The sequence below is a fragment of the Pseudomonas sp. TH49 genome, from assembly GCF_016650625.1.
Taxonomy (GTDB): domain Bacteria; phylum Pseudomonadota; class Gammaproteobacteria; order Pseudomonadales; family Pseudomonadaceae; genus Aquipseudomonas; species Aquipseudomonas fluorescens_H.
Window position 1 is genome coordinate 2,164,373 of the sequence record NZ_JAEKFL010000001.1, and the last position, 25,278, is coordinate 2,189,650.

General features: G+C 60.1%; 21 protein-coding genes and 1 tRNA gene. 3 read left to right on the top strand and 19 right to left on the bottom strand.

Going from position 1 to position 25,278, the window contains the following annotated elements; all coding sequences use genetic code 11:
* Positions 1-22: 22 nt before the first annotated feature.
* The 17 genes from JFU48_RS09780 to rpsU form a co-directional block, all read right to left on the bottom strand.
* On the bottom strand, positions 23-1,834 hold the full coding sequence (locus JFU48_RS09780) for a S9 family peptidase (protein WP_201136419.1): 1,812 nt from the start codon (positions 1,832-1,834) through the stop codon (positions 23-25).
* Positions 1,800-2,972 (bottom strand): pyrroloquinoline quinone biosynthesis protein PqqE, encoded by a 1,173-nt coding sequence (pqqE, locus tag JFU48_RS09785; protein ID WP_103486455.1) that lies wholly within the window; start codon positions 2,970-2,972, stop codon positions 1,800-1,802. Before pqqE ends, JFU48_RS09780 begins: the two co-directional genes overlap by 35 nt.
* Complete coding sequence (pqqD, locus tag JFU48_RS09790; RefSeq protein ID WP_003228880.1) at positions 2,944-3,219, bottom strand: pyrroloquinoline quinone biosynthesis peptide chaperone PqqD; 276 nt, start codon at positions 3,217-3,219, stop codon at positions 2,944-2,946. The genes pqqE and pqqD overlap by 29 nt, the downstream gene beginning before the upstream one ends.
* A complete protein-coding gene (gene pqqC / locus JFU48_RS09795) occupies positions 3,216-3,968 on the bottom strand; it encodes a pyrroloquinoline-quinone synthase PqqC (protein ID WP_003228879.1) in 753 nt (250 codons plus the stop codon). Before pqqC ends, pqqD begins: the two co-directional genes overlap by 4 nt.
* 137 nt (positions 3,969-4,105) lie before the next feature.
* A complete protein-coding gene (gene pqqB, locus JFU48_RS09800) occupies positions 4,106-5,017 on the bottom strand; it encodes a pyrroloquinoline quinone biosynthesis protein PqqB (protein WP_201136420.1) in 912 nt (303 codons plus the stop codon).
* A gap of 81 nt (positions 5,018-5,098) precedes the next feature.
* Complete coding sequence (pqqA, locus tag JFU48_RS09805; protein WP_003422658.1) at positions 5,099-5,173, bottom strand: pyrroloquinoline quinone precursor peptide PqqA; 75 nt, start codon at positions 5,171-5,173, stop codon at positions 5,099-5,101.
* Positions 5,174-5,331: 158 nt separating this feature from the next.
* A complete protein-coding gene (pqqF, locus tag JFU48_RS09810; RefSeq protein WP_201136421.1) occupies positions 5,332-7,749 on the bottom strand; it encodes a pyrroloquinoline quinone biosynthesis protein PqqF in 2,418 nt (805 codons plus the stop codon).
* Positions 7,750-7,797: 48 nt separating this feature from the next.
* Positions 7,798-8,592 carry a carbon-nitrogen hydrolase family protein gene (locus tag JFU48_RS09815; RefSeq protein ID WP_201136422.1) on the bottom strand — a complete coding sequence of 265 codons (795 nt, stop codon included), beginning with the start codon at positions 8,590-8,592 and terminating at the stop codon, positions 7,798-7,800.
* 12 nt (positions 8,593-8,604) lie between these two features.
* A complete protein-coding gene (locus JFU48_RS09820; protein ID WP_201136423.1) occupies positions 8,605-10,287 on the bottom strand; it encodes a flavin monoamine oxidase family protein in 1,683 nt (560 codons plus the stop codon).
* Positions 10,288-10,630: 343 nt separating this feature from the next.
* Positions 10,631-11,092 carry an Lrp/AsnC family transcriptional regulator gene (locus JFU48_RS09825; protein ID WP_042561399.1) on the bottom strand — a complete coding sequence of 154 codons (462 nt, stop codon included), beginning with the start codon at positions 11,090-11,092 and terminating at the stop codon, positions 10,631-10,633.
* Between the two features lie 179 nt (positions 11,093-11,271).
* Positions 11,272-11,700 carry a hypothetical protein gene (locus tag JFU48_RS09830; RefSeq protein ID WP_201136424.1) on the bottom strand — a complete coding sequence of 143 codons (429 nt, stop codon included), beginning with the start codon at positions 11,698-11,700 and terminating at the stop codon, positions 11,272-11,274.
* Entirely contained in the window at positions 11,687-12,292 is a 606-nt protein-coding gene (locus JFU48_RS09835; protein WP_003228868.1) for a nucleotidyltransferase domain-containing protein, read from the bottom strand. Before JFU48_RS09835 ends, JFU48_RS09830 begins: the two co-directional genes overlap by 14 nt.
* A 310-nt stretch (positions 12,293-12,602) precedes the next feature.
* Positions 12,603-12,679 (bottom strand) — tRNA-Ile (locus tag JFU48_RS09840).
* Positions 12,680-12,694: 15 nt separating this feature from the next.
* On the bottom strand, positions 12,695-16,441 hold the full coding sequence (locus JFU48_RS09845; protein WP_201136425.1) for a bifunctional diguanylate cyclase/phosphodiesterase: 3,747 nt from the start codon (positions 16,439-16,441) through the stop codon (positions 12,695-12,697).
* A gap of 126 nt (positions 16,442-16,567) precedes the next feature.
* Positions 16,568-18,415, bottom strand: coding sequence for an RNA polymerase sigma factor RpoD (gene rpoD, locus JFU48_RS09850; RefSeq protein ID WP_003228865.1), 1,848 nt, complete (start codon positions 18,413-18,415; stop codon positions 16,568-16,570).
* A gap of 67 nt (positions 18,416-18,482) precedes the next feature.
* Entirely contained in the window at positions 18,483-20,447 is a 1,965-nt protein-coding gene (gene dnaG, locus JFU48_RS09855) for a DNA primase (RefSeq protein ID WP_103485904.1), read from the bottom strand.
* Between the two features lie 483 nt (positions 20,448-20,930).
* Positions 20,931-21,146: a 30S ribosomal protein S21 gene (rpsU, locus tag JFU48_RS09860; RefSeq protein WP_002551877.1), complete on the bottom strand. Its 216-nt coding sequence runs from the start codon at positions 21,144-21,146 to the stop codon at positions 20,931-20,933.
* A 199-nt stretch (positions 21,147-21,345) separates the two neighbouring features.
* On the opposite strand from rpsU, the gene tsaD reads away from it, so the two are divergent.
* Positions 21,346-22,371: a tRNA (adenosine(37)-N6)-threonylcarbamoyltransferase complex transferase subunit TsaD gene (tsaD, locus tag JFU48_RS09865; protein ID WP_201136426.1), complete on the top strand. Its 1,026-nt coding sequence runs from the start codon at positions 21,346-21,348 to the stop codon at positions 22,369-22,371.
* Between the two features lie 23 nt (positions 22,372-22,394).
* Here tsaD and plsY read toward each other — a convergent pair whose 3' ends face one another.
* Positions 22,395-22,964 carry a glycerol-3-phosphate 1-O-acyltransferase PlsY gene (gene plsY / locus JFU48_RS09870; protein WP_103485902.1) on the bottom strand — a complete coding sequence of 190 codons (570 nt, stop codon included), beginning with the start codon at positions 22,962-22,964 and terminating at the stop codon, positions 22,395-22,397.
* A 74-nt stretch (positions 22,965-23,038) separates the two neighbouring features.
* Here plsY and folB point away from each other — a divergent pair, with 74 nt between their 5' ends.
* Together folB and folK are read left to right on the top strand one after the other, a co-directional pair.
* On the top strand, positions 23,039-23,395 hold the full coding sequence (folB, locus tag JFU48_RS09875) for a dihydroneopterin aldolase (RefSeq protein ID WP_103521083.1): 357 nt from the start codon (positions 23,039-23,041) through the stop codon (positions 23,393-23,395).
* On the top strand, positions 23,386-23,904 hold the full coding sequence (folK, locus tag JFU48_RS09880) for a 2-amino-4-hydroxy-6-hydroxymethyldihydropteridine diphosphokinase (protein WP_201136427.1): 519 nt from the start codon (positions 23,386-23,388) through the stop codon (positions 23,902-23,904). Before folB ends, folK begins: the two co-directional genes overlap by 10 nt.
* Positions 23,905-23,988: 84 nt before the next feature.
* Here the strand turns inward: folK and JFU48_RS09885 are convergent, their stop codons facing one another.
* A complete protein-coding gene (locus JFU48_RS09885; RefSeq protein ID WP_103521081.1) occupies positions 23,989-25,218 on the bottom strand; it encodes a multifunctional CCA addition/repair protein in 1,230 nt (409 codons plus the stop codon).
* Positions 25,219-25,278 lie beyond the last annotated feature (60 nt).

Below are 25,278 nucleotides of genomic sequence, written 5' to 3' on the forward strand. Positions count from 1 at the left end.
TTTTGAATTGTGAATGCCGGTGTCAGTCCGCCAACCCCATCACCCGCCGATAAAACTTCCACTCCTGTTCCAGCGCATGCGCCTGGTTCACCGCCCGGCGGAAGCCATGGCGCTCCTCGGCGTAGTAATGCGCCTCGACCGGGATGCCGTTGTGCTCCAGCGCCACGACCATGTCGCGCGTCTGTTGCGGCACCACCACCGCATCCAGTTCACCCTGAAAGAAAATCACTGGCACACGGATGTTGCTCGCGTGCAGTAGCGGCGTGCGGGCGGCGTAGCGCTCGGCATCCTGTTCGGGATCGCCGATCAGCCAGTCGAGATAATCACCTTCGAATTTGTGGGTCGCCCGGGCCAGTGCCACCGGGTCGCTGACGCCGTAGAGGCTGGCGCCGGCGCGGAACACTTGCTGAAACGCCAGCGCGCACAGCGTGGTGTAACCCCCGGCGCTGCCACCGCGAATAAATGCCCGCTCGCCATCGATCAGACCTTTTTCGGCCAGATACGCCACCACCGCGCAGGCGTCCTCGACATCCACCTCACCCCAACTCAGATGCAACGCCTGACGATATTCGCGACCATAACCGCTGCTGCCGCGATAGTTGAGGTCGGCGACGGCGAAACCACGCTGCGTCCAGTACTGAATGCGCGGGTCGAGCATCGGGTAGCAGGCCGAGGTCGGGCCGCCGTGGATGAACACCACCAGTGGCGGTCGCGCTTCGTCGTTCATCGCCGGATAAAAGAAGCCGTGAGCCTCACCGCTGCCACTCGGGTAGCGCAAGGTCTGCGGACGGCTGATGCGCTCCGCCGGCAAAGGCGCCACACCGCCGGCCAGCACATTCACTTCGCGGGTAGCGCGATCAATGGCGATCACCGCCGAAGGGCTGATCGGCGAAGCGGCGATGCAGTAGATGAACTGCTGATCCAGCGCCAGATGCCGGAAGCGGCTGTAGTCGCCAGTAAAGTCCTCGCCGTCGAGCGCCAGGCGAGCAAAACCGCCTTCGCTCCAGCTCGCCAGAAACGAATCGCCCACCGGCAACCAGGTGCAGCCACCCATCTGCCACGGGGCGGGCGCATGATCGGCTTCGGCACAGGGCAGTCGATGCAAACCGTCGGACGTTTCGCGCCACGGCTGCCAGAAACCGCCGCGATCAGTCAGGCACAACAAGCGTCCTTTCGCGTCGAACCGCGGTTGCTGGATCGACTCTTCAAGGTCAGCCCCCGCCACGCAACGCGGTGCGCCAAAGCCACCCTCAGCCAGACGCTCGGCCACCATCAATCGCGTGGAGGTCCAAGGCTGATGCGGCCGACTCCACTCGATCCACGCCAACCGCGAACCGTCCGGGCTGATCACCGGTGCTGCATAGAAATCTGCACCTTCAGCCAGCAAATGCCGGGTGCCTTCAGCCAGATCAATTGCTACCAGTCGATGCTGGTCGCGCAGCTCCTCAACCGTCAGCACCTGGCCGAAAGCAAAATGCAGATCGCCATAACGACACTCGCCAGACGTCAGCGCTTCAGGCGCGCCATCCAGCGCTTGCCGATACAACTGCTGATCCGCCTCATTGACGAAAACCACTCCGTCAGGCGTCAGACAAAACGCGCCACCGCCATATTCGTACACCCGGCTACGCACACTGAAACCGTCCGGCGTCAGACATTTCGCCACGCCGTCGCGCCACTGCCAGATTCGGCACGCGGCGTCTTGCGGGCGATATTCATTCCAGAACAAACCGTGGGCGCCGAGTTGCAGCTCGGCGAAATCCATTCCGGCGGCGACGGCTTGGGCGGCGCTGAAAGGCTCAGCCCTTGGCGATGAGGCGTGAGTTTCGTTCATTACGGAAGGCCAGTTGTTCGATGGTCTGGGTGGCGGTCTCGGCTTCTTCGCGGGCCTTGAGAATCACGCCGTGATGTTCGGACTTGCTGCACACCGGGTCGGCATTGCTCGCGTCCCCCGTGAGCATGAACGCCTGACAGCGGCAGCCGCCGAAATCCTGTTCCTTCTCGTCGCACGAGCGGCACGGCTCGGGCATCCAGTCGTAACCGCGAAAGCGGTTGAAGCCGAACGAGTCGTACCAGATGTGCTGCATGCTGTGGTCGCGCACGTTGGGAAATTGTACCGGCAGCTGTCGGGCGCCATGACAGGGCAGGGCAGTGCCGTCCGGAGTAACCGTCAGAAAGATGCTGCCCCAGCCGTTCATGCAGGCTTTCGGGCGTTCTTCGTAGTAGTCCGGGGTGACGAATATCAGCTTGCACGGATGCCCTTCGGCTTCCAGTTTGGCGCGGTATTCGTTGGTGATGCGTTCGGCACGCACCAGTTGTTCCTTGGTCGGTAACAGGCCGACACGATTGAGCTGCGCCCAGCCGTAGAACTGGCAGGTGGCGAGTTCGACGAAGTCTGCTTCGAGCGCAATACACAGCTCGATGATGCGGTCGATCTTGTCGATGTTGTGCCGGTGGGTGACGAAGTTCAGCACCATCGGATAGCCGTGGGCCTTCACCGCCCGGGCCATTTCCAGCTTCTGCGCGAAGGCCTTTTTCGAGCCGGCGAGCAGGTTGTTTACCTGTTCGTCACTGGCCTGAAAACTGATCTGGATGTGATCGAGACCAGCCCTCTTAAAGTCACTGATCTTCTGCTCGGTCAGACCGATGCCGGAAGTGATCAGGTTGGTGTAGAAACCCAACTGCCGCGCTTCACGGATCAGTTCGGCGAGGTCCTGGCGCACCAGCGGCTCACCACCGGAAAAGCCCAGTTGCGCCGCGCCCATCTCCCGCGCTTCGCGGAACACCTTGATCCACTGCTCGGTGCTCAGTTCTTTGCCCTGCTCGGCGAAATCCAGCGGATTGGAGCAGTACGGGCATTGCAGCGGGCAGCGGTAAGTCAGCTCGGCGAGCAGCCACAGCGGCAGGCCGACTTCAGGTTTAGGCGGTACTTGCACCGATGCTTCAGGCAAGTTCGATCCAGTGCTGCGCACGGGCAACCTCCATGAATTGCTCGATGTCTTCACCGAGCTCAGGCACGCCGGGGAACTGCTCGTCGAGTTTGGCGATGATCGCCGCGACATCACGTTCACCGTCGATCAAACCGCCGATCAGCGCGGCGCTGTCGTTGAGCTTGATCATGCCCTCGGGGTAGAGCAGCACGTGGCCTTTTTGCGCCGGTTCATACTGGAAACGGTAGCCGGGACGCCAGGTCGGGATCTTGCTGCGATCAAAACTCATAAGGTGATTCCTTTGTGCCAGACCCGCTGCTCGGTGACGCTGTGATAGGGCGGGCGGTTCAGTTCGTAAGCCATGCTCATGGCATCGAGCATGCTCCAAAGAATGTCCAGTTTGAACTGGAGAATTTCCAGCATGCGCTCCTGACCCTCGCGGGTCTTGTAGTGCTCAAGCGTGATCGCCAGACCATGCTCGACATCGCGCCGCGCCTGACCCAGGCGAGTGCGGAAATATTCGTAACCGGCCGGGTCGATCCACGGGTAATGCTGCGGCCAGCTGTCGAGGCGCGACTGGTGGATCTGCGGCGCGAACAGTTCGGTCAACGAGCTGCTGGCGGCTTCCTGCCAACTGGCACGGCGGGCGAAGTTGACGTAGGCGTCGACGGCGAAACGCACGCCGGGCAGCACCAGTTCCTGGGAGCGCAGCTGATCCGGGTCGAGGCCGACCGCCTGACCGAGACGCAGCCAGGCTTCGATCCCGCCGTCCTCACCCGGGGCACCGTCGTGATCGAGCAGGCGTTGAATCCACTCGCGACGGATCTCGCGATCCGGGCAGTTGGCGAGGATCGCCGCGTCTTTCAGGGGGATGTTTACCTGATAGTAGAAACGGTTGGCGACCCAGCCCTGAATCTGCTCGCGGGTGGCACGACCCTCGTACATCGCCACGTGATACGGGTGGTAGATGTGGTAATAGGCGCCTTTGGCGCGCAGGGCCGCTTCGAATTCGGTGGGGGACAGCGGGGTGTCGGTCATTGCGGTTCTCCGGGGGAACAACCGTTGGAATTCTGGGTGTCTGTTCGGACGTCTTCGCGAGCAAGCCCGCTCCCACAGGGTTTGTGAACGCCACAGATCCAATGTGGGAGCGGGCTTGCTCGCGAAGAGGCCATCCGCTACAGCACAATACTCATGCCGTCATAAGCCACTTCAACATTACGCCGCGCCAGCTCCGCGCGCTCAGCCGAATCCTCATCGAGAATCGGGTTGGTGTTGTTGATGTGGATAAGCACCTTGCGCTGTTCGGGCAATTGCTCCAGCACTTCGAGCATGCCGCCGGGGCCGTTCTGCGCCAGGTGGCCCATCTCGCGACCGGTGCGGGTGCCGACGCCACGGCGCTGCATTTCATCGTCATCCCACATTGTGCCGTCAACCAGCAGGCAATCGCTGCCGGCCATGATCTCCAGCAGCGGCGCGTCGACCTTGCCCAGACCCGGGGCGTAAAACAGTTTGCCGCCGGTGTTGAGGTCTTCGACGATCAGGCCGATGTTGTCGCCCGGGTGCGGGTCGAAACGGTGCGGCGAATACGGTGGCGCGGCGCTGCGCAACGGCAGCGGGGTGAAACGCAGGTTCGGGCAGGCAGCGACGGTGAAGCTCTGGTCGAGCTCGATGCGGTTCCAGTTCAGTCCGCCGTTCCAGTGGGTGAGCATCTTGAACAGCGGGAAACCGGTGATCAAATCTTCGTGAACCATGTCCGTGCACCAGACCTGATGCGGGCAGCCTTCGCGCAGGCTGAGCAGGCCGGTGGTGTGGTCGATCTGGCTGTCCATCAGGATGATCGCGCTGATGCCGGTGTCGCGCAGGGCTCGGCCCGGTTGCATCGGGGCGAAGCTCTGCAGTTGCGCGCGGATGTCCGGCGAAGCGTTGCACAGCACCCAGTTCACGCCGTCATCGGAAATCGCGATGGACGATTGGGTACGGGCCTTGGCATTCAGGCTGCCGTCGCGAAAGCCTGCGCAATTGACGCAGTTGCAGTTCCACTGCGGAAATCCGCCACCGGCGGCCGAACCCAGAATCTGGACGAACATGAACGCTCCCATCTTTCAACGCTGAAAATAAAACGCCCCGGCGAGCCGAGGCGTTGCACTGCAAGTCTGCGTAGGCAGAACTCAGCGGCTGGCGAAGTACATGGTGACTTCGAAGCCGATACGCAGGTCGGTGTAAGCCGGTTTTGTCCAGGACATAAGGTGACTCCTCATTGGGTGGGTGGGATAGCGCTATCCATAGGTATAGTCCATGGCCGCGCCGGGATGTTCCAAATAGTTAGGCTGCTATGTTACTCAAAATTTCAGCACGATTGCCCGTGAATCTTTGAGAAAGCTCCTTGCAGCCTTGGTAATGATCATTTTGTCGCTTGCCAAGGCGCGCCGGGTACCGATTCGCTGGCCAGGCACAGCCGGCCGCCCTCGGCGTTGAGCAAGCGCTGCGCTGCCGCCAGCAATGCCGAGCGCTCCAGTTGACCAATGGCTGTGTGCAGTTGCGCCAGATAATCCGACGAGTGGCCGGCGAGCTTGGCCTGCCACAGCAACTCGGCGGCGTCTTTGCCGGACAGATGACTCTCATCGAACTGATCCGCGAGTGACTGGCGTTGCTGGTTGAAGTCCTCTTCATCGAGGTTTTCGATCAGCGCAGGAATGCCCTCGAGGAACTGCTGGATATGCCCAAGCAGTTCAACTGGCGCAGTATTTGGCGACTGCACACCGAACAGCAATCCACTCTGGCCATGCATCTGCCGCAGGGCGCTGAACACCGCGTAGCCCAATTGCAATTCGACCCGCAGACGCTGATAGAACGGGGTCTGGCACAGTTGCGCGAGCAGTCGCCACGCGGCCTCATCGGCAATCTTGTGGCTGGCGGTCGGGCAGAACAGCAGCAAGGCGTGTTCGCTGGACGCGGTGTCGATGTGGCTCCATAGATGTTGCGTGTTGATCGCAGGCGTTGCCGGCAATTGATTGTCCGGTGTGCCAGGGATGCGGCTCAGGGCCAGGCCCATGGACGATTGCGTCTGCGCGTTGAGGCCAAGAGCCAGTCCGTCCCAGCGCGAACTTGTCCACAGCAGTTTGGCGTCGTTCGACTCAACGGCTGATGGCAGACAGCGTTCAGGCAATGCCTTGAGCAAATGGCGGATCGGTATCAGCGGTGGTTCTGGCTCTGCGTTGGCGGAATCGACGTCAATTTGCGTCAGGCATTTCAGCGCGTGTTCGAGGACACTGGGCATCGGCTCCTGCAGGCCGGTCAGTTTCAGTAGCCACTGCGTACCGTTGGCACTGAACGCCAACTCGAGGCCGGCCTGCCGCGCATCTTCCTGCGTTTCCCGCAGACTGCGTTGCAGCTTGGCTTGCAGTTTTACACTGGCCACCGCTTCGGTTTGCCAGCGCAGGTAAATCGTGCCGAGATCACTGTTGTCCGGCAACGCCTGGCTGAATTGCATCGGTGAACGCTCACGCCGCCCGCGGGAGCGATCCTGAGCGAAAGTACGCAAACCACGGTGAGCGCTGGTCTGGCCGCGAATCAGGCCGGCGTTGGCCAGCGGTTCGCTGGAGCGCAGGAAAGGGTTGGCGGCAGGCAGGTGCCAATGGTCGCTGAAGTTATCCACAACACCGAGGTCGCGCAGGATCTGTTTGAGCGCAACGACGCCGTTTTCCGACAGACCGCTTTCGCGTTGTTCACTGTCGAGCCGCGCCAGTTGCAGGGCGCCGCTGATATGCTGCTGACGTTCAAGCAGGCAGGCGTATTCCTCGCGCAACGCTGCCCAGTCCTGTTGCGCGGCGAAGAAACTCAACCAGTCCAGCAGCTGTTCACGAATGGCGCTGAGGGATTCGGCGGGGGCGGTGAATTGCAGATGCAGCAACGCTTGCCCGGCGAACTGATACAGCGGCACGGCTTTCAAACCGTCCGCGAGGCGTTGTTGCTGCAAATGGGCGAGCAGCCCGCCGGGCTTGGCGCTGTTCAGCCAATGGCAGAGAAACGCCAGTGCTTCGGCGGACGAGTCGGGCAGTGCTTCGAAAGCGAACAACAGATTGCTGCTTCGCTCGCCGACCTGTTGATAACTTTTCACCGTCAACGGCAGCGGCGCAGCCTGCTGGACTTTATCCCCAACCGGCAGCGCGGCGGCGAACTGCTGCGCAAGGACGCGCAATTCCTCAACGCTCTGCGGCCCGACCAGGCTCAGCGTCATTTGCCCGGTGCGATAAAACTGCTGATGGAAATCCTTCAGTGCCTGCTGAAACGCTGGTAACTCAACTTTCAGGCTATCGCGATTCCCCGCATGAAACCCGCGCAGCGGATGTGTGGCCGGCAATCCCTCGTACAGCGCCAGTTCCTGCTGAGCCGTCGGATCTTGCGACCACGCGACGAATTCCGCGTCCAGCACTTCCCGTTCGCGCAACTGATCGTGCGGATTCATACGCGGGTGGGCGAGCATGTCAGACAGACGCTCAAGCCCGGCGCTGAAGGCCGAGGTCGGCAATTCGAAGAAGAAGTCGGTGCTGCGTTCACGGGTACTGGCATTTACTTGCCCACCGTGACTTTGCACGTAGGCCATCAGCGCCTGACTCGCAGGAAAACGCTCAGTGCCGAGAAACAGCAGATGCTCAAGGAAATGCGCCAGCCCCGGCCACTGGAGTGGCACATCATGACTACCGGCCGCCACCCGCAACGCAGCGGCGCTGCGCTTCAAGCCGGGCACCTGACGCAGGGTCACGCGCAAGCCGTTGGCCAGGGTTTCAGTGTGGGGGCGAGGGGGAGTTGGCGCAGGCATGGGCACTTCCAGAACAGTGAAGTGCCAATGCTAGCGGATTGCGTGGGGTCAGCGCTTGTTCAGCGCGTGGTAAAGTTCGGGACGACGGTCGTTGAGGTAGCGATTGGCGGCGCGGGAGTCGGCCATCAACTGGCGATCCAGCTCACCGACGATCAATGCCTCATCGAGGCCAGCCTGGGCGATACGGCTGCCGTCCGGCGCGGCGATGCTGCTTTGCCCGCAATAGTGGATCTCGCCTTCATGCCCGCAATAGTTGGCGTACGCCACGTAGCACTGGTTTTCGAAGGCGCGGGAGCGCACGGTGACATCAGCGACGAAATCGAACGGAATCATGTTCGCCGTCGGCACCACAATCAGCTCGGCGCCGGCCAGCGCCAGACGCCGCGCGTTCTCGGGAAACTCCAGGTCGTAGCAGATCAGGAAACCGAGCTTCCAGCCGTTGAGCTCGACCAGCGGAAACGCATCTTCGCCGGGGCTGAACATCGAACGATCCAGGTCGCCGAACAGATGGGTCTTGCGGTAGTTGCACAGGCGCTCGCCGTGCGCGTCGATCAACTGCACGGCGTTGTAGATCTGCCCGTCGGCCGTGCGCTCGGGGTACCCGTAAGCAATTGCCAGTCCGGCGGCTTTGGCGATTCGACCGATCTGTTGCGCCCATTCGCCGTTGTAGACCTCGGCCAAGGTGCTGACCGCTTCCTTGCCGATGTTGTAGCCGGTCAGAAACATTTCCGGCAGCACCAGCAGGTCGGCACCCTTGGCCTCCATCGCCAGTTGCTGCAGGCGATGCAGGTTGGCGGCGGGGTCCAGGGGCAGCGGTGGGCATTGGTAAAGGGCTACGCGCATCGGGGATTCCTCTTACTCGGGCAGGGCGATAGGGCCGATGTCTTTGAACACATCACCCGGGCCCGGGTTCGCTTTATGTGTCGACCCGCCGAAGTGTTTCATGATGCCCCACACCGCGTTGAGCGAGGTTTGCACCGCGCCTTCGACCCATGCCGGCGTCCACGATACGTCATCGCCGGCGATGAAAATCCCGCGCTGTTCGGCTGGCATGTCGTCCTGCATGAAGTGCGCGTACATCCGCTGGTTGTAGCGATAGTGGCCCGGCAGGGCGCCTTTGAATGCGCCGAGGAAGTGCGGGTCAGCTTCCCACGACACGGTGATCGGATCGCCGATGATCCGCGCGGCGATGTCGACTTTCGGGTAGATCTTCTTCAGCGCGTTCAACGCCAGTTCCACGCGTTTCTCGACCGGGTGCGGCAGCATCTTCAGCGCGTCGCTCATCCACGAGTACGACAGGCAGATCACGCCCGGCTTGTCGTCACCGTTATCGAACAGATAAGTGCCACGGGTCAGGCGATCGGTGAGGGTCATGCTCATCAGGTCGCGACCGGTGTCCGGATCCTTGTCCTTCCAGAATGGCCGGTCGACCATCACGAAGGTCTTCGACGATTGCATGTAGCGCGTGCGGTCCAGCGCCATCCACATCTTCTGCGAGAACAGGGTTTCGTCGCATTCGATCTGGGTGGTCAGCAGCCAGCTCTGGCAGGTGGTCAGCACGGCGGCGTATTCGCGGGTGTCGCCGTTGTTGTCGGTGACGGCGAAACGGCCGTCCGGCGCGTGGGCGATTTTCTTCACCCCGGAACGCGGCGCGCCACGGTGCAGGGATTTCAGGCTGGTGCCTTCCGGCCAGTGCACGCAGCGCTCCGGCACATGCCGCCAGATGCCTTGCGGCACTTGCTCCACACCGCCGACCACCAGATGCTGGTGATCATCGCAGTTGGTCATCACCACGCGGAAGATTTCCAGCATCGAGTTGGGGAAGTCCGAGTCCCAGCCGCCAGTGCCGAAACCGACCTGACCGAACACTTCGCGGTGATGAAACGAGAGTTTGGCGAAGGCCTTGGAGGTGGCAACGAAGTCGTAGAAGGTGCGGTCGTCCCACAGCGGAACGAGTTTGTTCCACAGTTCTTTGAGGCGTGGTACGTCGCGGTCACGGATCGCTTGCTGGATATCGGCGAACTGCGAGCCAGCCTCCAGTGCATCCGCCCAGGCGTCAGCCACTTCCTGGAACAGTGCAGGAAGATCCTTCAGGCTTTGTGCGTAATGGGTTTTGCCTTCGAGATCGATCACCGTGCTGCCGGAGGCCGGCGTCAGTGGGTTCGGGAAAGGTTTGGTCTCGAGGCCGAGCTTGTCGACGTAGTGATAGAACGCCGTGGAGGACACCGGAAAACGCATGCCGCCCAGTTCCGCGACGATGCCATCGGTGCCGTTGAACGCTTGCGAACGCAGACGGCCACCCAGTTTCGAGGCCTCGTACACCACCGGTTTCAAACCGAGCTTCATCAGTTCGTAAGCGGCCACCAGGCCAGCGATACCCGCGCCGACAATCGCCACTTCAGCGCCATGGTGCTGTTCAGGAATACTGCCGAGACCGGCCGGGTGTTCGATCCAGTCGTCGAAGGCGAACGGAAAGTCCGGGCCGAAAATGGTGACTGGTTTCTTACCGTCTGCAGGATGGCGATTGTTCTTGTTCATGGCTGACCTTGCTGGCGACCCGACGCAGGATGCGCGTCTGAGTATAGGAAAAGATGCCAGCCATTCTAGGGAGCGTAGAACACGTTAATAAGACGCAAAGTGTCGTCGTTTTGCCATTCTATTGATCAAAGTGACAATCTCCGACTTCACTTCGATCATTGTGGGAGCGAAGGCTATATTCCTTCCACTAAAGAAGGCGGCTGACAGACCGCTTTCGCGAGCAAGCCCGCTCTCACAGTGGATTTGTGTCTGGCGCAGATTCTGCGCTCAACCCGGTCAAATGTGGGAGCGGGCTTGCTCGCGAAGAGGCCCTATTTGCCAACCGAAAGGTTATTGCCATTACTCAAACCGGCTGTCCTCGATCAATCTTGCTACTCAAAATGATCGACGTCGTGGTCTTCTCCACCCCGTCCACACTGCCGATCTGATCCAGCAACTGATCCAGTTGCTCCGGCGAGTCCGTGCGCAGCCACGCCACATAATCAAATTCGCCACTCACCGCACACAACTGCTGCACCTGTGCCATCGCACTCAAGCGACGCAGCACGTCCTTGCCAGAACGCGGCTGCACCTTGATCCCGACATACGCCTGCAACCCGCCATCGACCACGCGCTGCCCCAGGCGCACGCCATAACCGGTGATCACCTTGGCCTTCTCCAGCCGCGCCAACCGCGATGTGACGGTGGTCCGCGCAATACCCAACTGCCGGGCAAGCATGGCCACGCTTTCGCGGGCGTTGATTTGCAGGGCGGCGATCAGCTGGCGGTCGATTTCGTCGAGAACAGGAGGGCGAATGTCGGGCAACGGTTGGCTCCAGAGGTGCGGGTCAATGGTTCTGCATGTTACAGGCTCGTTTGACCGGACGCTTGTGGCCGAGAGATGGGCAGATGTCGAAGCGGTTGCGGGGTGTGCAGGCATTCCTTCGTTACGTGGCTGGACGTTTCACTGTAATGATGCTGTTCACTGCTGAACGGGGCAGCGCATTATTTGCATGCAAGCATCGCGTCTTGCACCAAAGGTAACAGGGCATCAGTCGTCGCTAACAGCTCAGCCAGAAGCGTCTCGTCCACGTCCATATACCCTTCGTACTCGGCCAGATTACGCCGCTCGTGACAAAGTGCGAAAAGACGAACCTGGACTTTGTTCAGGCCGAGAGTGTGCACAAGGCACTGAAAAACCAGATAGCGACGGTCGGAGCGAAAACCTTTCAGACGCATGGCAGTCAGTGCCAAGGCATGTGCGGCGTTGTAGGCGAGGTCGAAGCGACTCGCAAAGGACAAGGCGCAACTGTGTGCATCTTTCAAACGATCTGTGGCTGATTGCAGCAGCCCTTCACATTCCTTGCGATCTAGTGGCTCGTCTTTGAGGCAGCCGCTGCGCACCAAGTTTTCCAGACTGTCATTGCTGCCCATCGGTAATCTCCGCTGGGTTGCGGCCAATCAAATCAATTTTGTCTTGTTGTTCAACGCGCACTACAAAGCTGTTGTCAGCCGCTCTCCTGGCCTGCCAGTCGACCAATGTAAAGAGCGTAGGGTTGATGGTGCGGCCAAGATATTCCTCTACGGGAAGTAGTCGTTCCATCAAGTCGCTGTAACTGAGGTTTTCGCCAATCAGCATCAGGTCGATGTCACTGCCGGCATGCTCGCTACCCTTGGCGACGGAACCGTAGATAAATGCCCATACCAATTGATCGCTCACTGGAGCCAACGCCGCACGTACCTGCTCTGCAATACCAAAAGTCTTGCGCACGATCCCCAGCAGTTCTGTATAGATGGGGCATTCGGGGTTGGCTTGATAGTGCGTCTGGTTACCCCGGCGACTCATGGTAAGAATGCCTGCACCGTGCATACGCTCCAATTCACGCATGAGGCTGCCCTTGCCGACCTGGGCCCAGCGGGATATTTCATTGGCGTAGAAGCTCTGACCCGGTTTGCCATACAACATGGCCAACACCTTCTGCTGGGTCGCGGTAAAGAGTGCATCGCTGATTGGTATAGCCGGCATGGTTGACTCTGGAGGTGTCCCAAAAAGGGAACGATAGGTCCCTTTTTGGGAACTTTCAACTCTGCTTATTTGACTGTAGATGGATTTGCTTCCTTTTTCTTGAGTCGCTTAACCCCACCGCTGATAAGCAGCAACACCTTGAGAGTATCCCGTCAAAGAAAAGCCCAATAGATAGCAAAGCGCTTCAAATCACAGCATCGGAACATTCCTACAGCCTTCGCGGAGGTCTTCCGAACATTGCGCTCGCAAAGATTGTCCCCTCAACCGATCGCCCAAGAAAAAGCCGCGCATATAGCGCGGCTTTCAAATGTGGTGGGCCCACACGGACTTGAACCGTGGACCAAAGGATTATGAGTCCTCTGCTCTAACCAACTGAGCTATAGGCCCTCAGTAGGCCGCGGATTATAGCGACGGTTTGGCGGCTGTGCTATCCGAATAATCCGATACGGTTACACGAAGAAACGTTGCGGCGAATTCATCCGGGGGTAGTGGCAGGCTGACGATGTAGCCCTGAATCTGTTCGCAGCCTTCGGCGGCGAGGAATTGTTGCTGGGCCTGGGTTTCCACGCCTTCGGCAATCACGGTGAATTGCATGCTCCGGCCCAAGGCGATGATCGCTCGGACAATCGCCGCATCGTGCGGGTCATCGGGCAGTCCGCGGACAAATGACTGGTCAATCTTGAGGATGTCCAGCGGCAGGCGTTTCAGGTAACTGAGCGAAGAATAACCGGTGCCGAAGTCGTCGATCGCCAGTTGAACGCCCAGATGTTTGAGCTGGTGCAGCACCGCCAGTGCTTCTTCGGCCTGGCTCATGATGAAGTTTTCGGTAATTTCCAGTTGCAGTAAATCCGGCTGCAGACGGTTGTCCCGGAGCAGTTGTTCGATGCGCCCGAGCAGATTCGGCTGCCGCAGTTGCGCGCCGGCCAGGTTGACCGACAGCGGGCCAAGGCTGTCGTAGATCTGATTCCACTCGAACATCTGCCGGCAGGCGGTCTCGAGCACCCAATCGCCGATCTGCAGGATCATGCCGTTCTCTTCGGCCAACGGGATGAAGTGCTCCGGCGGCACTTCGCCGAAGGTCGGGTGGCGCCAGCGGATCAGCGCTTCGGCACCGACCAGGCGATGGTCGTCGAGGCTGATTTTCGGTTGGTAGTAGAGGAACAACTCTTCGCGCTCGATGGCCCGGCGCAGTTCGTGCTCCAGTGCCACGCGCTCGCTGGCCTGGGCGGTGAGGTCACGGGTGTAGCTTTCGACGCGGTTGCGGCCCTTGGCCTTGGAGCGGTACATCGCCGCGTCGGCGTTTTTCACCAGGGTGGCGACATCACAGCCGTCCCGTGGATACAGGCTGGTACCGATGCTGGCGCTGATAAAAAACTCGTGCTCACCAGCCTGAAACGGTGCGCTAAAGCAGTTGAGCAGTTTGATTGCGATGTTGTCGGCATCGCTGACTTGTTGCAGGCCCGGCAGCAGGATGATGAACTCGTCGCCCCCCAGCCGCGCGACGGTGTCGATATCGCGCAGTTGTTCTTTCAGGCGCACGGCAATGCCCTTGAGCAGCAGGTCGCCGACCGGGTGGCCGAGGCTGTCGTTGATGTGTTTGAAACGGTCGAGATCAAGGAACAGCACGGCGCCCTGACCACCGTTTTCCTGCTGACTGTTCAGCGCGGTCAGCAGGCGGCTTTCGAACAGCGTGCGATTCGGCAGGCCGGTGAGCGGGTCATGGTGCGCTTGATAGTCGAGCTTGGCTTGCGCGTGTTTGAGGCTGGAGATGTCAGCAAATACCGCGACGAAGTGGGTGATGAACTTGTCGCGGTTGCGCACGGCGCTGATGGTCAGCCAGCTCGGGTACAGTTCGCCGTTCTTGCGCCGGTTGGAAATCTCGCCCTGCCAGTGTCCCTCGTCGGTCAACTGGTGCCACATCGCCGCGTAGAACGCGCTGTCGTGCAGGCCGGAGGCGAGCAGGCGCGGGGTGTGGCCGAGGGCTTCACTTTCGCTATAACCGGTGATTTCGGTGAACGCGCGGTTGACCGCGCTGATGTGCTGCTGGGTGTCAGTGATCAATACGCCTTCGGCAGTGCTCTCGAATACGGTGGCGGCCTGCTGCAGTTTTTCCTGCATCAAATGGCGCTCGGTGATGTCCCGGGCGATGGTCAGCATGCAGTCTTCGTCGCCGATTGGCAGGGGGCGGCTGGACACTTCGCACAGACGGATCTGCCCGTCGCTGCGACGGATATGGCAGGTAAAGTCGCGTACGAAGCCATCGCGGTGCAGCAGATCGAGCATCTGCTTGCGTTCGTTGAGGTTGACCCAGATCCCCAGGTCCAGCGCCGAGCGATCCACCGACATCGCGCTGTTGAAGCCGGTGATGCGGCTGAAGCCCTCGTTGACCTCCAGTAACAGGCCATCGCTTTGCCGCGACAACAGTAATCCATCCGGCGAGGCGTGGAAGGCCTTGGCGAACTTCTCTTCGGAAGTTTGCAGTTGCTGTTGGGTTTCCTTGAGCTGGGTGATGTCGCGCACTACGACCACCAGCGCCGGAGTGGTGTCGAGATCGAACGGCTCGGCGGAAATCAGGCCGGTGAACACATGGCCATTGTTGCGGCGAAAAGGCATCTCCAGGTTGCGGATGCTGCCGGCCTGCAAGCGCTGCAACAGTCCCGGGCCAACCCCGGGAATGCCCCAGATGTTGAGTTCAGTGGCGGTCTGGCCGACGACTTCTTCCGCTTTCAGGCCTATCTGTTCTTCAAAGGCTTCGTTGACTTCCAGCAGGCAGCCATCGGAGAGTCGCGCGATCACCAGAATGTCGGGGCATTGCTGGAATACCGAGGCGAACTTCTGTTCCGACAGGCGCAGCGCTTCTTCGGTCCGTTTGGTTTCGCTGATGTCGATCATCAAGCCGCGCATCACCGGCTCATGGCCATGTTCAATCAGACTGACAATGTCGCGTACCCACAGACAGCGCCCGTCTGCGGTGATTACCCGATAGTCGAGGGTGTGATCGCGTCCTTCACGTACCGCGTCATCACAGAAGGCCTGGGCGCGGGTCAGGTCGGCGGGGTGAATGATGTTGCGCCAGAAGCCCGGAATCAGCCAGTGCGCCTGTGGATAACCGAGCAGATCCTCGGCATGGGGCGACACATAGCTGTAGGTGAAGTCGCTTATGCGCGCTTCCCAGGCGATGGCCGACAGGCTTTCCACCAGCCCGCGGTAGTGGTATTCGCTGCTGCGCAATTCCTGTTCGAGGTCGACACGTCGGGCAATTTCCGAACTCAAGCGGCGATTGATGCGAATGACCACCGCCAGAATGATCACCAGCAGCGACAGACCGGGTAAACCATAAATCAGCAGGTCCGACCAGAATGTCCGATGGTCGAGAACGTTGCCGACCCAATGTTCCTGAATGCTGCTGATCTCGTCCGGGGTCATGTCGGCGAGGACTTTGTCCAGAATCTCCACCAGCATTTTGTTGTCACGCGGTACAGCCATCGCCAACTGGTAGCGGTACGGTGTTTCGCCGCTGACGTACAAGCCTTCGAGCTTGAGTTGGCGCAGGCTCCAGACACTGGAAGCGAGATCGCCGACAACCGCGTCGACCTGGCCGGTGGCCAATGCCTGCAAGGTCGAGCTGACATTGGGCATGGCCACCAGATTCAGATCCGGGTGATGTGTACGCAGCAGCTCATGGGGGGCGTAGTTTTCCACGACCGCAATTTTCAAACCGTACAAATCCTCTATCTTGCGTGGCTGGGCGCCGCCGACGTGGGCGAGGATGACAATGGGGAAGTCGAGGTAGGGGCGAGTGAATGACAGATAGTTTTGCCGCTCCGGGGTGGACATGATGCCCGGCAGCAGATCGATCTTGCCGTGTTTGACCTGCTCCAGTAGTTCGGTCCAGCTCGAGGGTTCGACGGGGGTGAGATTGATCGCCAGTCGCTGGCGTATCACGCCGATATAGTCGGCGGCCAGGCCCTGATAGCGGTTTTCATCATCGCGGAACTCGAAAGGCGGCCACGAAGCATCGACACCCAGGCGTAAGTCCGGGTGAGCCGCCAGCCAGCTACGTTCTTCATCGGTCAGAGTCAGCGCGTCAGCCGTTGCGGTCCAGATCATCAGTGACAGCAAGAAAAGCAAGGGCGCCAGTCTGGGCATAACCGTCTCGTTATGGCACGGGATTCATTGTTTTCGAGTGTAGACGGGGTATGCAGGGGAGGGGCGGTGAGAGGGATTTAATCTGCCCATAAACAAAACCCCCGGCCTGGGCCGGGGGTTCTGGTATCACTCGTCGAGGAAGGAGCGCAGATGCTCGCTTCGCGTCGGGTGGCGCAGCTTGCGCAGCGCCTTGGCTTCAATCTGACGGATCCGCTCACGCGTTACGTCAAACTGTTTGCCCACTTCTTCGAGTGTGTGGTCGGTGTTCATGTCGATACCGAAGCGCATGCGCAGTACCTTGGCTTCACGGGCAGTGAGGCCGGACAGCACTTCGCGGGTCGCTTCTTTCAGGCTTTCAACGGTTGCAACATCGATTGGCGACTGCATGGTCGAGTCTTCGATGAAGTCACCCAGATGAGAGTCTTCGTCATCACCGATCGGGGTTTCCATGGAGATCGGCTCTTTAGCGATCTTCAATACCTTGCGGATCTTGTCCTCAGGCATTTCCATGCGTTCGCCCAGCTCTTCCGGGGTCGGTTCGCGACCCATTTCCTGCAGCATCTGGCGGGAAATGCGGTTGAGCTTGTTGATCGTCTCGATCATGTGCACCGGAATACGGATGGTGCGGGCCTGGTCGGCGATCGAGCGAGTGATCGCCTGACGGATCCACCAGGTGGCATAAGTCGAGAACTTGTAACCACGACGGTATTCGAACTTGTCCACCGCTTTCATCAGGCCGATGTTGCCTTCCTGGATCAGATCGAGGAATTGCAGGCCGCGGTTGGTGTACTTCTTGGCGATCGAGATCACCAGACGCAAGTTGGCTTCAACCATCTCTTTCTTCGCGCGGCGGGCCTTGGCCTCACCGATCGACATGCGACGGTTGATGTCCTTGATTTCAGCGATGGTCAGACCGGTCTCGGTTTCCAGCGCGGTCAGCTTCTGCTGGCAACGAATGATATCCGGCTGTACGCGACCAATGGCTTCGGCGTATTTGCTCTTGCCTTTGGCCAAGGCGTCGGACCAGCTTTCGTCGACTTCATTGCCTGGGAACTGACGCAGGAAATCGGCGCGTGGCATACGTGCATCACGTACGCACAGTTGCATGATCGCGCGCTCTTGCTGACGCAGACGATCCAGGGCACTGCGAACACGCTCGACCAGGGCTTCGAATTGCTTCGGTACCAGTTTGATCGGCATGAACAGCTCGGCCAGGACCAGCAACTCGGCAACCGCTGCCTTGTTGTGACGACCGTGCTTTTTCAGGGCCTTGCGGGTGATTTCCATCTGATCGGCCACAGCGCCGAAACGCTGGGCAGCGATGACCGGATCCGGACCGCTTTCGGCTTCTTCTTCGTCATCCGAAGCTTCGGCGTCATCGTCGTCGGTATCGTCGTCAGCCTTGGCGGCTTTCGCGTCGATCGGCGGTGGCACTTCGGCAGCCGGCGGCGCAATGCCGTCGTCCGGGTCGATGTAACCGCTCAGAACGTCGGACAGGCGACCACCTTCGGTGGTGACGCGAGTGTACTCGGAGAGAATGTGGTCAACCGTGCCAGGGAAGTGCGCGATTGCGCTCATCACTTCACGGATGCCTTCTTCGATACGTTTGGCGATTTCGATTTCGCCTTCACGAGTCAGAAGCTCGACCGTACCCATCTCACGCATATACATGCGCACAGGGTCAGTGGTGCGACCGATATCGGTCTCCACCGCTGCCAACGCGGCGGCTGCTTCTTCCGCAGCGGCCTCGTCGGTATCGGCGTCGGCCAACATAAGGGCGTCCGCATCCGGAGCACTCTCGTGTACGGGGATCCCCATGTCGTTAATCATGCGGATGATGTCTTCCACCTGCTCCGGATCTGAAATATCCTCGGGCAGGTGGTCGTTGACCTCGGCGTAAGTCAGATACTTCTGCTCACGACCCAGTTTGATCAACTCAATAATACGAGACTGCTGTTGCGCTTTTCCGGACATAACACCCTATCCACTGAAGGTCTTGGCGGGCAAAAAACAAGCCGAGGATTATACCTGAGCTATGACCTCACGCGCCAGTTGAGGTCGGGTTTGATGCGGAAACATTGCGACTTAGAAGGTCGCGCAGTTGATTTTTCTCTTCGGCGCTCAGTTCGCTTTGACGCGCTTTCCTGAGCAACTGTTCCAGATTTCGCTCGCGTTGGCGGGCTGACAAGCTAGTAATGGTGTCGAAAAACTGTTGTTCAAGGTTTTCTCCGTCAATCAGCCACTCCTTTTCCGCCAGTGCCTTGAGCAACCGACCTTGTTCAGTGCCGTGCCATCGCGCGATCAACTGAAATGAGTTTAGCTTGGGATTCTTCTGTACGGCCTCGAGCAGCGCCACAAGTAACTGTGCGTTGGTCTGATTTTCGTCCGCAATGTGTCCGGCGTCTTCAACGCGTTTGGCCAGTTGCGGGTGGTGCAGCAATGTACGCAGGGCGGTCAGGGTTGGCGACTCGACGCCAATCGGCGTGCGTGGGCGCTGTTGATCGCGCTCACCGCCGCGCTTGCCGTTCTTGTCCCAGGGTTTCTTGTCCCATTTCTTGCCGCCGGCGCCGGGTTTCTTTGGCGTCCACTCTTGCTGCGGCACGTACATATCCTGTGCCTGCGGCTGATGGTAGTCGCTGTAGTCCGGCATTGCGTCGTAATCGATGCCCGGATCGTAGGCGGGCGGCGCTTCCTGTGGTGCGCTTTGTGCCAGCTGACTGACGGTTTCGCTGCTCAGACCGGTGATTTCGGTCAGGCGCTGACGCATCAGGATGCGCAGGTTGGCGCCCGGCACTTTGTCGATCAACGGTGCGGCGAGGGTGGCCATGTGAGCCTTGCCTTCGAGCGAGCGCGGATCGGCTTCCTCGGTCAGTTGCTGGAAGAAATAGTCTGCCAGCGGCTGCGCATGCTGATTGATGCGTGCCTTGAAAGCGTCAGTGCCTTCGGCGCGAACCAGGGTGTCCGGGTCTTCGCCTTCCGGAAGAAACAGGAAGCGCGCGCGGCGTCCATCCTGCAGGCACGGAAGCGTCGCTTCCAGGGCGCGCCATGCGGCGTTGCGTCCGGCCTGGTCGCCGTCGAAACAGAACAGAACGTTCGGCACGACGCGAAACAGGCGCTTGAGGTGTTCTTCGCTGGTCGCTGTGCCCAGGGTCGCGACGGCATTGCGCAAGCCTTGCTGGGCCAGAGCGATGACGTCCATGTAACCCTCGACGACGATGATTTCATCGAGATTGCGGTTGTTCTTGCGTGCTTCATAGAGGCCGTAGAGTTCCTGGCCTTTATGGAATACCGGGGTTTCCGGCGAGTTCAGGTATTTCGGCTTGTCGTCACCCAGTACCCGGCCGCCGAAAGCGATGATCCGGCCACGGGTATCACGGATCGGGAACATCACGCGATCGCGAAAGCGGTCATAGCGTTTGCCGGTTTCAGCGTTCTCGATCAGCAGGCCGGCGTCGATCATGGCTTTCTGCTGCAACGTGTCGCTGCTCAAATGCTTGAACAGATTGTCCCAGCCCGGCGGTGCGAAACCCAGGCCGAAGTCCCGGGCGATCTCGCCAGTCAGGCCACGGCCCTTGAGGTAATCCACGGCGGCTTTGCGTGCGGGATGGCTCTTGAGCGCCTGCCGGTAAAAATCGGCGGCGGCGGTGAGCAGCGGATACAGTGGCGAATCGGTCGGTTGCCGCGGTTTGTGCGGGCGACCGCTTTCCTCGCGGGGGATTTCCATGCCGGCGGCTTTGGCCAGGTCCTCGACGGCCTGTGGGAAATCCAGGTTGTCGTGGTCCATGAGAAAGCCGAGGGCGTTGCCGCCGGCGCCGCAGCCGAAGCAGTAATAGAACTGCTTGTCGGGGCTGACGCTGAACGACGGGGTTTTCTCTTTATGAAACGGGCAGCAGGCGGTGTAGTTCTTGCCGGCCTTTTTCAGTTGCACACGCGAGCTGACCACGTCGACGATGTCGGTGCGGTTCAGGAGGTCGTCAATAAAGCTCTGGGGAATCAGCCCGGCCATGGCGTTCTCGTCTGTGCTTGTAATGAGTCCGATGCGAAGGGCGGCCGGACGCAGGTCTTGAGTGAGGCGCACAAAATGGGCTGCTCGACCGGTGTCGTTTGCGTGATCGCTGTCGGGAAGTGTATCTGCCGAAAATCCACTGACGTTAGTGCCTATCAGTCTTCGACTATTTGAAAGTGTTGCGCTGAATCCGCTGACGGCCGATAAATGGCCTCGGATAGCTCAATAAAACGGGCACGCATGCAGGTGCCTTGGGCTGATCGTCGTGAGAGGAATCAGTGGGTGTGCTCGTCAGTAGCCTTGAAAGGCTCGTCAGAAAAGACGTGCACCGCTGGCAAAAGAGCCAGGCCTGACGCGGTGAAGCGGTTTTGTCTCGATCGCATGTGCGGCTTCGACGGTGAAGCATCAAGCGTTTTACGCAAATGCCATTAGCCCGGCTGAGGGCCGGGCTTAGGCAAGAAGCTTGCTACGATCGTCTGTGTATTAGTACAGACGAACGGCGCGGCGCTGTTCGCGCTGAACTTTCTTGGCGTGACGCTTAACAGCGGCTGCTGCTTTGCGCTTACGCTCAGAAGTTGGCTTCTCGTAAAATTCGCGGCTACGAACTTCAGCCAGTACACCGGCTTTTTCGCAGGAGCGCTTGAAACGACGCAGAGCTACGTCGAAGGGTTCGTTCTCTTTAACTTTGACGGCTGGCATCCAGAGCTACCTTCATTCATTACCGGGGTCAACATCCTCGCGGCAAAAGAGCACTTGAAGACGTCGGTTTTTAAGGGTTGCGGATGTTAACCCCTCATCGCTCGGAATGCAAAGCCTCTGATCGAAAACCGCTAGTCGGGGCATCGCATGGCGACTATTATGCGCGCCTTCGAATTCAGCCTAAACAAGGCGCAAACCCATGCTAGTACTGGGATTAGAAACTTCCTGCGACGAAACCGGCGTCGCATTATACGACAGCGAACGCGGCCTGCTGGCCGACGCGCTGTTCAGTCAGATCGACCTGCACCGCATTTATGGCGGTGTGGTGCCGGAGCTGGCCTCGCGTGACCACGTAAAGCGCATGCTGCCCTTGATTCGTCAGGTGTTGGCCGAGGCTGACTGCGTGCCGACCGAGATCGACGCGATCGCCTACACCGCGGGCCCGGGCCTGGTCGGAGCGCTGCTGGTCGGTGCCTCATGCGCGCAGGCGCTGGCGTTTGCCTGGGGTATTCCGGCACTCGGAGTGCACCATATGGAAGGCCACTTGCTGGCGCCAATGCTGGAGCCAAAACCGCCGGAATTCCCGTTCGTCGCTTTGTTGGTTTCCGGTGGTCATACGCAGCTGGTTCAGGTCGATGGCATTGGCCAATACAGCCTGCTCGGCGAGACGCTCGACGATGCTGCCGGCGAAGCGTTCGACAAGACTGCGAAAATGATGGGCCTCAATTATCCGGGCGGGCCGGAAATCGCCAAGCTGGCCGAGAAGGGCGTCGCAGGGCGTTTCACCTTCCCGCGTCCGATGTGTGATCGCCCGGGTCTGGATTTCAGCTTCAGCGGTCTGAAAACCTTTGCCCTCAACACCTGGCAGCAATGCGTCAGCGTCGGGGACGACAGCGAGCAAGCCCGTTGCGACATCGCGCTGGCGTTCCAGCAGGCCGTGGTGGAGACTTTGACCATCAAGTGCAAGCGCGCGCTGAAACATGCGGGAATGAAGCGTCTGGTGATCGCTGGCGGCGTCAGCGCCAACAAGGCGTTGCGCGCATCGCTGGAAAAGATGCTCGGCGACATGCAGGGCGAGGTGTTCTATGCCCGTCCCGAGTTCTGCACCGACAATGGCGCGATGATCGCGTTTGCCGGTTGCCAGCGTTTGCAGGCCGGTCAGCAGGAAAGTCTGGCGATCAGCGTGCAGGCGCGCTGGCCGATGGAGCAGTTGTCGGCACTGTGATGGGCGGTGTGGCTGAGGGGTATTTAAAAATGCCGTTCGCGCCCGGCAAACAGGTCGCGTAGATTGCCGCGGTGGCGCCAGACGATCAGTAGCGTCAACGCGCTCATCGGCAGTAGCGCCTCCGGTTCTTGCCACGCAAGCAAGGGCAGGGTCAGGGGCGTGGCAATCAGCGCCGCCAGCGAGCTGGTGCGGGTCAGGTAGAACGTCAGCAGCCAGGCACACACCGCCAGCAGTGCGGCGGGCGGATACAGGCCCAGCAACATGCCGGCAGCCGTGGCGACGCCTTTGCCGCCGCGAAAACGGAAATACAGCGGGAACAGGTGACCGATCACGGCGCACACGCCGATCCAGGCCTGATCCTGCAGCGAAAGGCCTATGGCCGCTGCGATCAGCACCGGTACCAAGCCTTTGCACAGATCACCCAGCAGGGTCAGGATCGCCAGTTTGCGACCGGCCAGGCGCAGCATGTTGGTGGCGCCGGCATTACCCGAGCCACTCATTCGCGGATCCGGATTTCCGGTCAGGCGGCTGAGCAAAATGGCGAAGGACAGAGAGCCGAGCAGGTAGGCGAGGATCGCCACTAACCAAAACATGCTAACCATTCCGGGCGAGGACGCCCTGATTCTAACGGCGCATTGCGCCCTTGTCGTGCAGCGGAGAAAAGTGCTTGGACAGAGTGTTTATCGAGGGCCTGGAAGTTGACACCGTGATCGGTGCCTACGACTGGGAGCGCGGCATCCGACAGTGCTTGCGTCTTGATCTGAGCTTCGCCTGGGACAATCGCCCGGCAGCGGCCGGTGACGACCTGACCCTGGCGCTCGATTACGCCAGCGTTTCCACGCGCATCCAGGCCTTTGCCGAGCAGGCGCAGTATCAACTGGTCGAGACCTTTGCCGAGCGTCTGGTCGAAGTGCTGATGGCCGAATTCAAGATCACCTGGGTTCGTCTGAAGCTGACTAAACCTGGCGCCGTGCCGGCCGCCAAGGGTGGCGTGGGTGTGGAGATCGAGCGCGGATGTCGCTGACTCAGGTGTACCTCGGGCTCGGTAGCAATATCGAGCGCGAAACCCATTTGCGCGCCGGACTCGACGCATTGGCGACGTTTCTGGTGGATATCCGCTGTTCGGCGGTGTTCGAGAGTCAGCCGGTGGGGATCAAGAGCGGGCCGTTCTACAATTTCGTGGTCTCGGCGCTGACCGATCTGCCGTTGATGGAGCTGGATCGGCGCCTGAAATTCATCGAAGCCGATAACGGTCGCTACGCGCCGGATCGCAAGGGGCTACCGCTGGATATCGACGTGCTGTTATACGGCGATCTGACCGGTAACTTCGACGGCTTGATTCTGCCGCGTGCCGAAATCCTGAAAAACGCCTTTGTGCTGTGGCCGCTGTCGCTGATTGCGCCGGATCGGGTACATCCAGGTGGGGGAAAAAGCTTCGCGACGTTGTGGGCCGAGGCGCAGATTGATCAGGTGTTGGCGCCGGTGGGATTTGAATGGCGAGGCGAGCAGCTCACGCCTTCGGATTTGCGTTGATCTGACGGACGCCTTCGCGAGCAGGCCCGCTCCCACATTTGGAATGCATTCTCCTTGTGGGAGCGGGCTTGCTCGCGAAGCTTTTCAGGCTGACGCCTCGTCTTTGTAGGCTTTTAGCGCCTTCAGTCGTTCTCGCTTCAGCGCTTCGCCCAGTTCCGGGCCTTTGAATCCCTTCTCCAGCAACGGCTGCACCGCGACTTCCCGTGCAGCCTTGGCAGCGCCGCGCAGATAATCCGCCTGTGGGTAACTGCGTTGCTCCAGGCCCTTGCGTCCACGGGCATCCATCTCGCAGGCGACGATGAATTCCTCAAAACGCTGCGGGCGGCGATACACGTCAAAGCTCTGCAGCAGCTCCAGCAAGGTCGACGCCTTCAGCTCCAGGGCGCGGTGGCCATGGGTGTGGTACTCGCCGACTAGCAACGCCAGTTCCTGGCAGTCCTTCGGTGCCTTGAAGCGTTCGTTGACCGCTTTGATCAGCTTCAGCCCGGTGTGTTCATGGGCGATATGTCGTGGCCACTCTTCTTCCGGCGTCAGGCCTTTGCCGAGGTCATGCAGCAGACAAGCCCAGCGTACCGTTAGCGGTTGTTCGTGCAGCGCTGATTGCTCCAGAACGCTGAGAGTGTGCAGGCCGGTATCGATTTCCGGGTGATGCGCTTCCGGTTGCGGTACGCCGAACAGCGCGTCGACTTCCGGCATCAATACTTTCAAGGCGCCACAGTCGCGCAGCACCTGGATGAATACCTGCGGCTGATCTTCCATCAGTGCGCGGGAGATTTCTTTCCAGCTGCGTTCGGCGGTCAGCGCCTGCAGTTCACCGGACTCACTGAGCTGGCGCATCAGTTCCAGTGTTTCTGGTGCGACAGTGAAGCCAAGACTGGCATATCGGGCAGCAAAGCGCGCAACGCGCAGCACACGGAGCGGATCTTCGGCGAATGCGGGGGAAACGTGGCGCAGGATGCGCGCTTCGAGATCGCGCTGGCCATGATACGGATCGGTCAGGTTTTGCTGGTCGTCCTCGGCGATCGCGTTGATCGTCAGATCACGGCGGATCAGGTCTTCTTCGAGGGTGACTTCGGGGCTGGCGTGAAAGGTGAAGCCGCCATAACCGCGACCGCTTTTGCGTTCGGTGCGGGCGAGGGCGTATTCCTCGCCGGTCTTGGGGTGAAGGAATACCGGAAAATCCGCTCCAACCGGGCGATAACCCTTGGCGAGCATCTCGTCTGCCGTGGCGCCGACCACCACCCAATCAATATCGGTTACCGGTAAGCCGAGCAAGCGATCGCGCACCGCACCGCCAACCTTGAAAATCTGCATAAAAAACCTCCGTTAGCCCGACAGGATAACCCTTGCGCCGGACTTTCGGAGGTCAGAGCC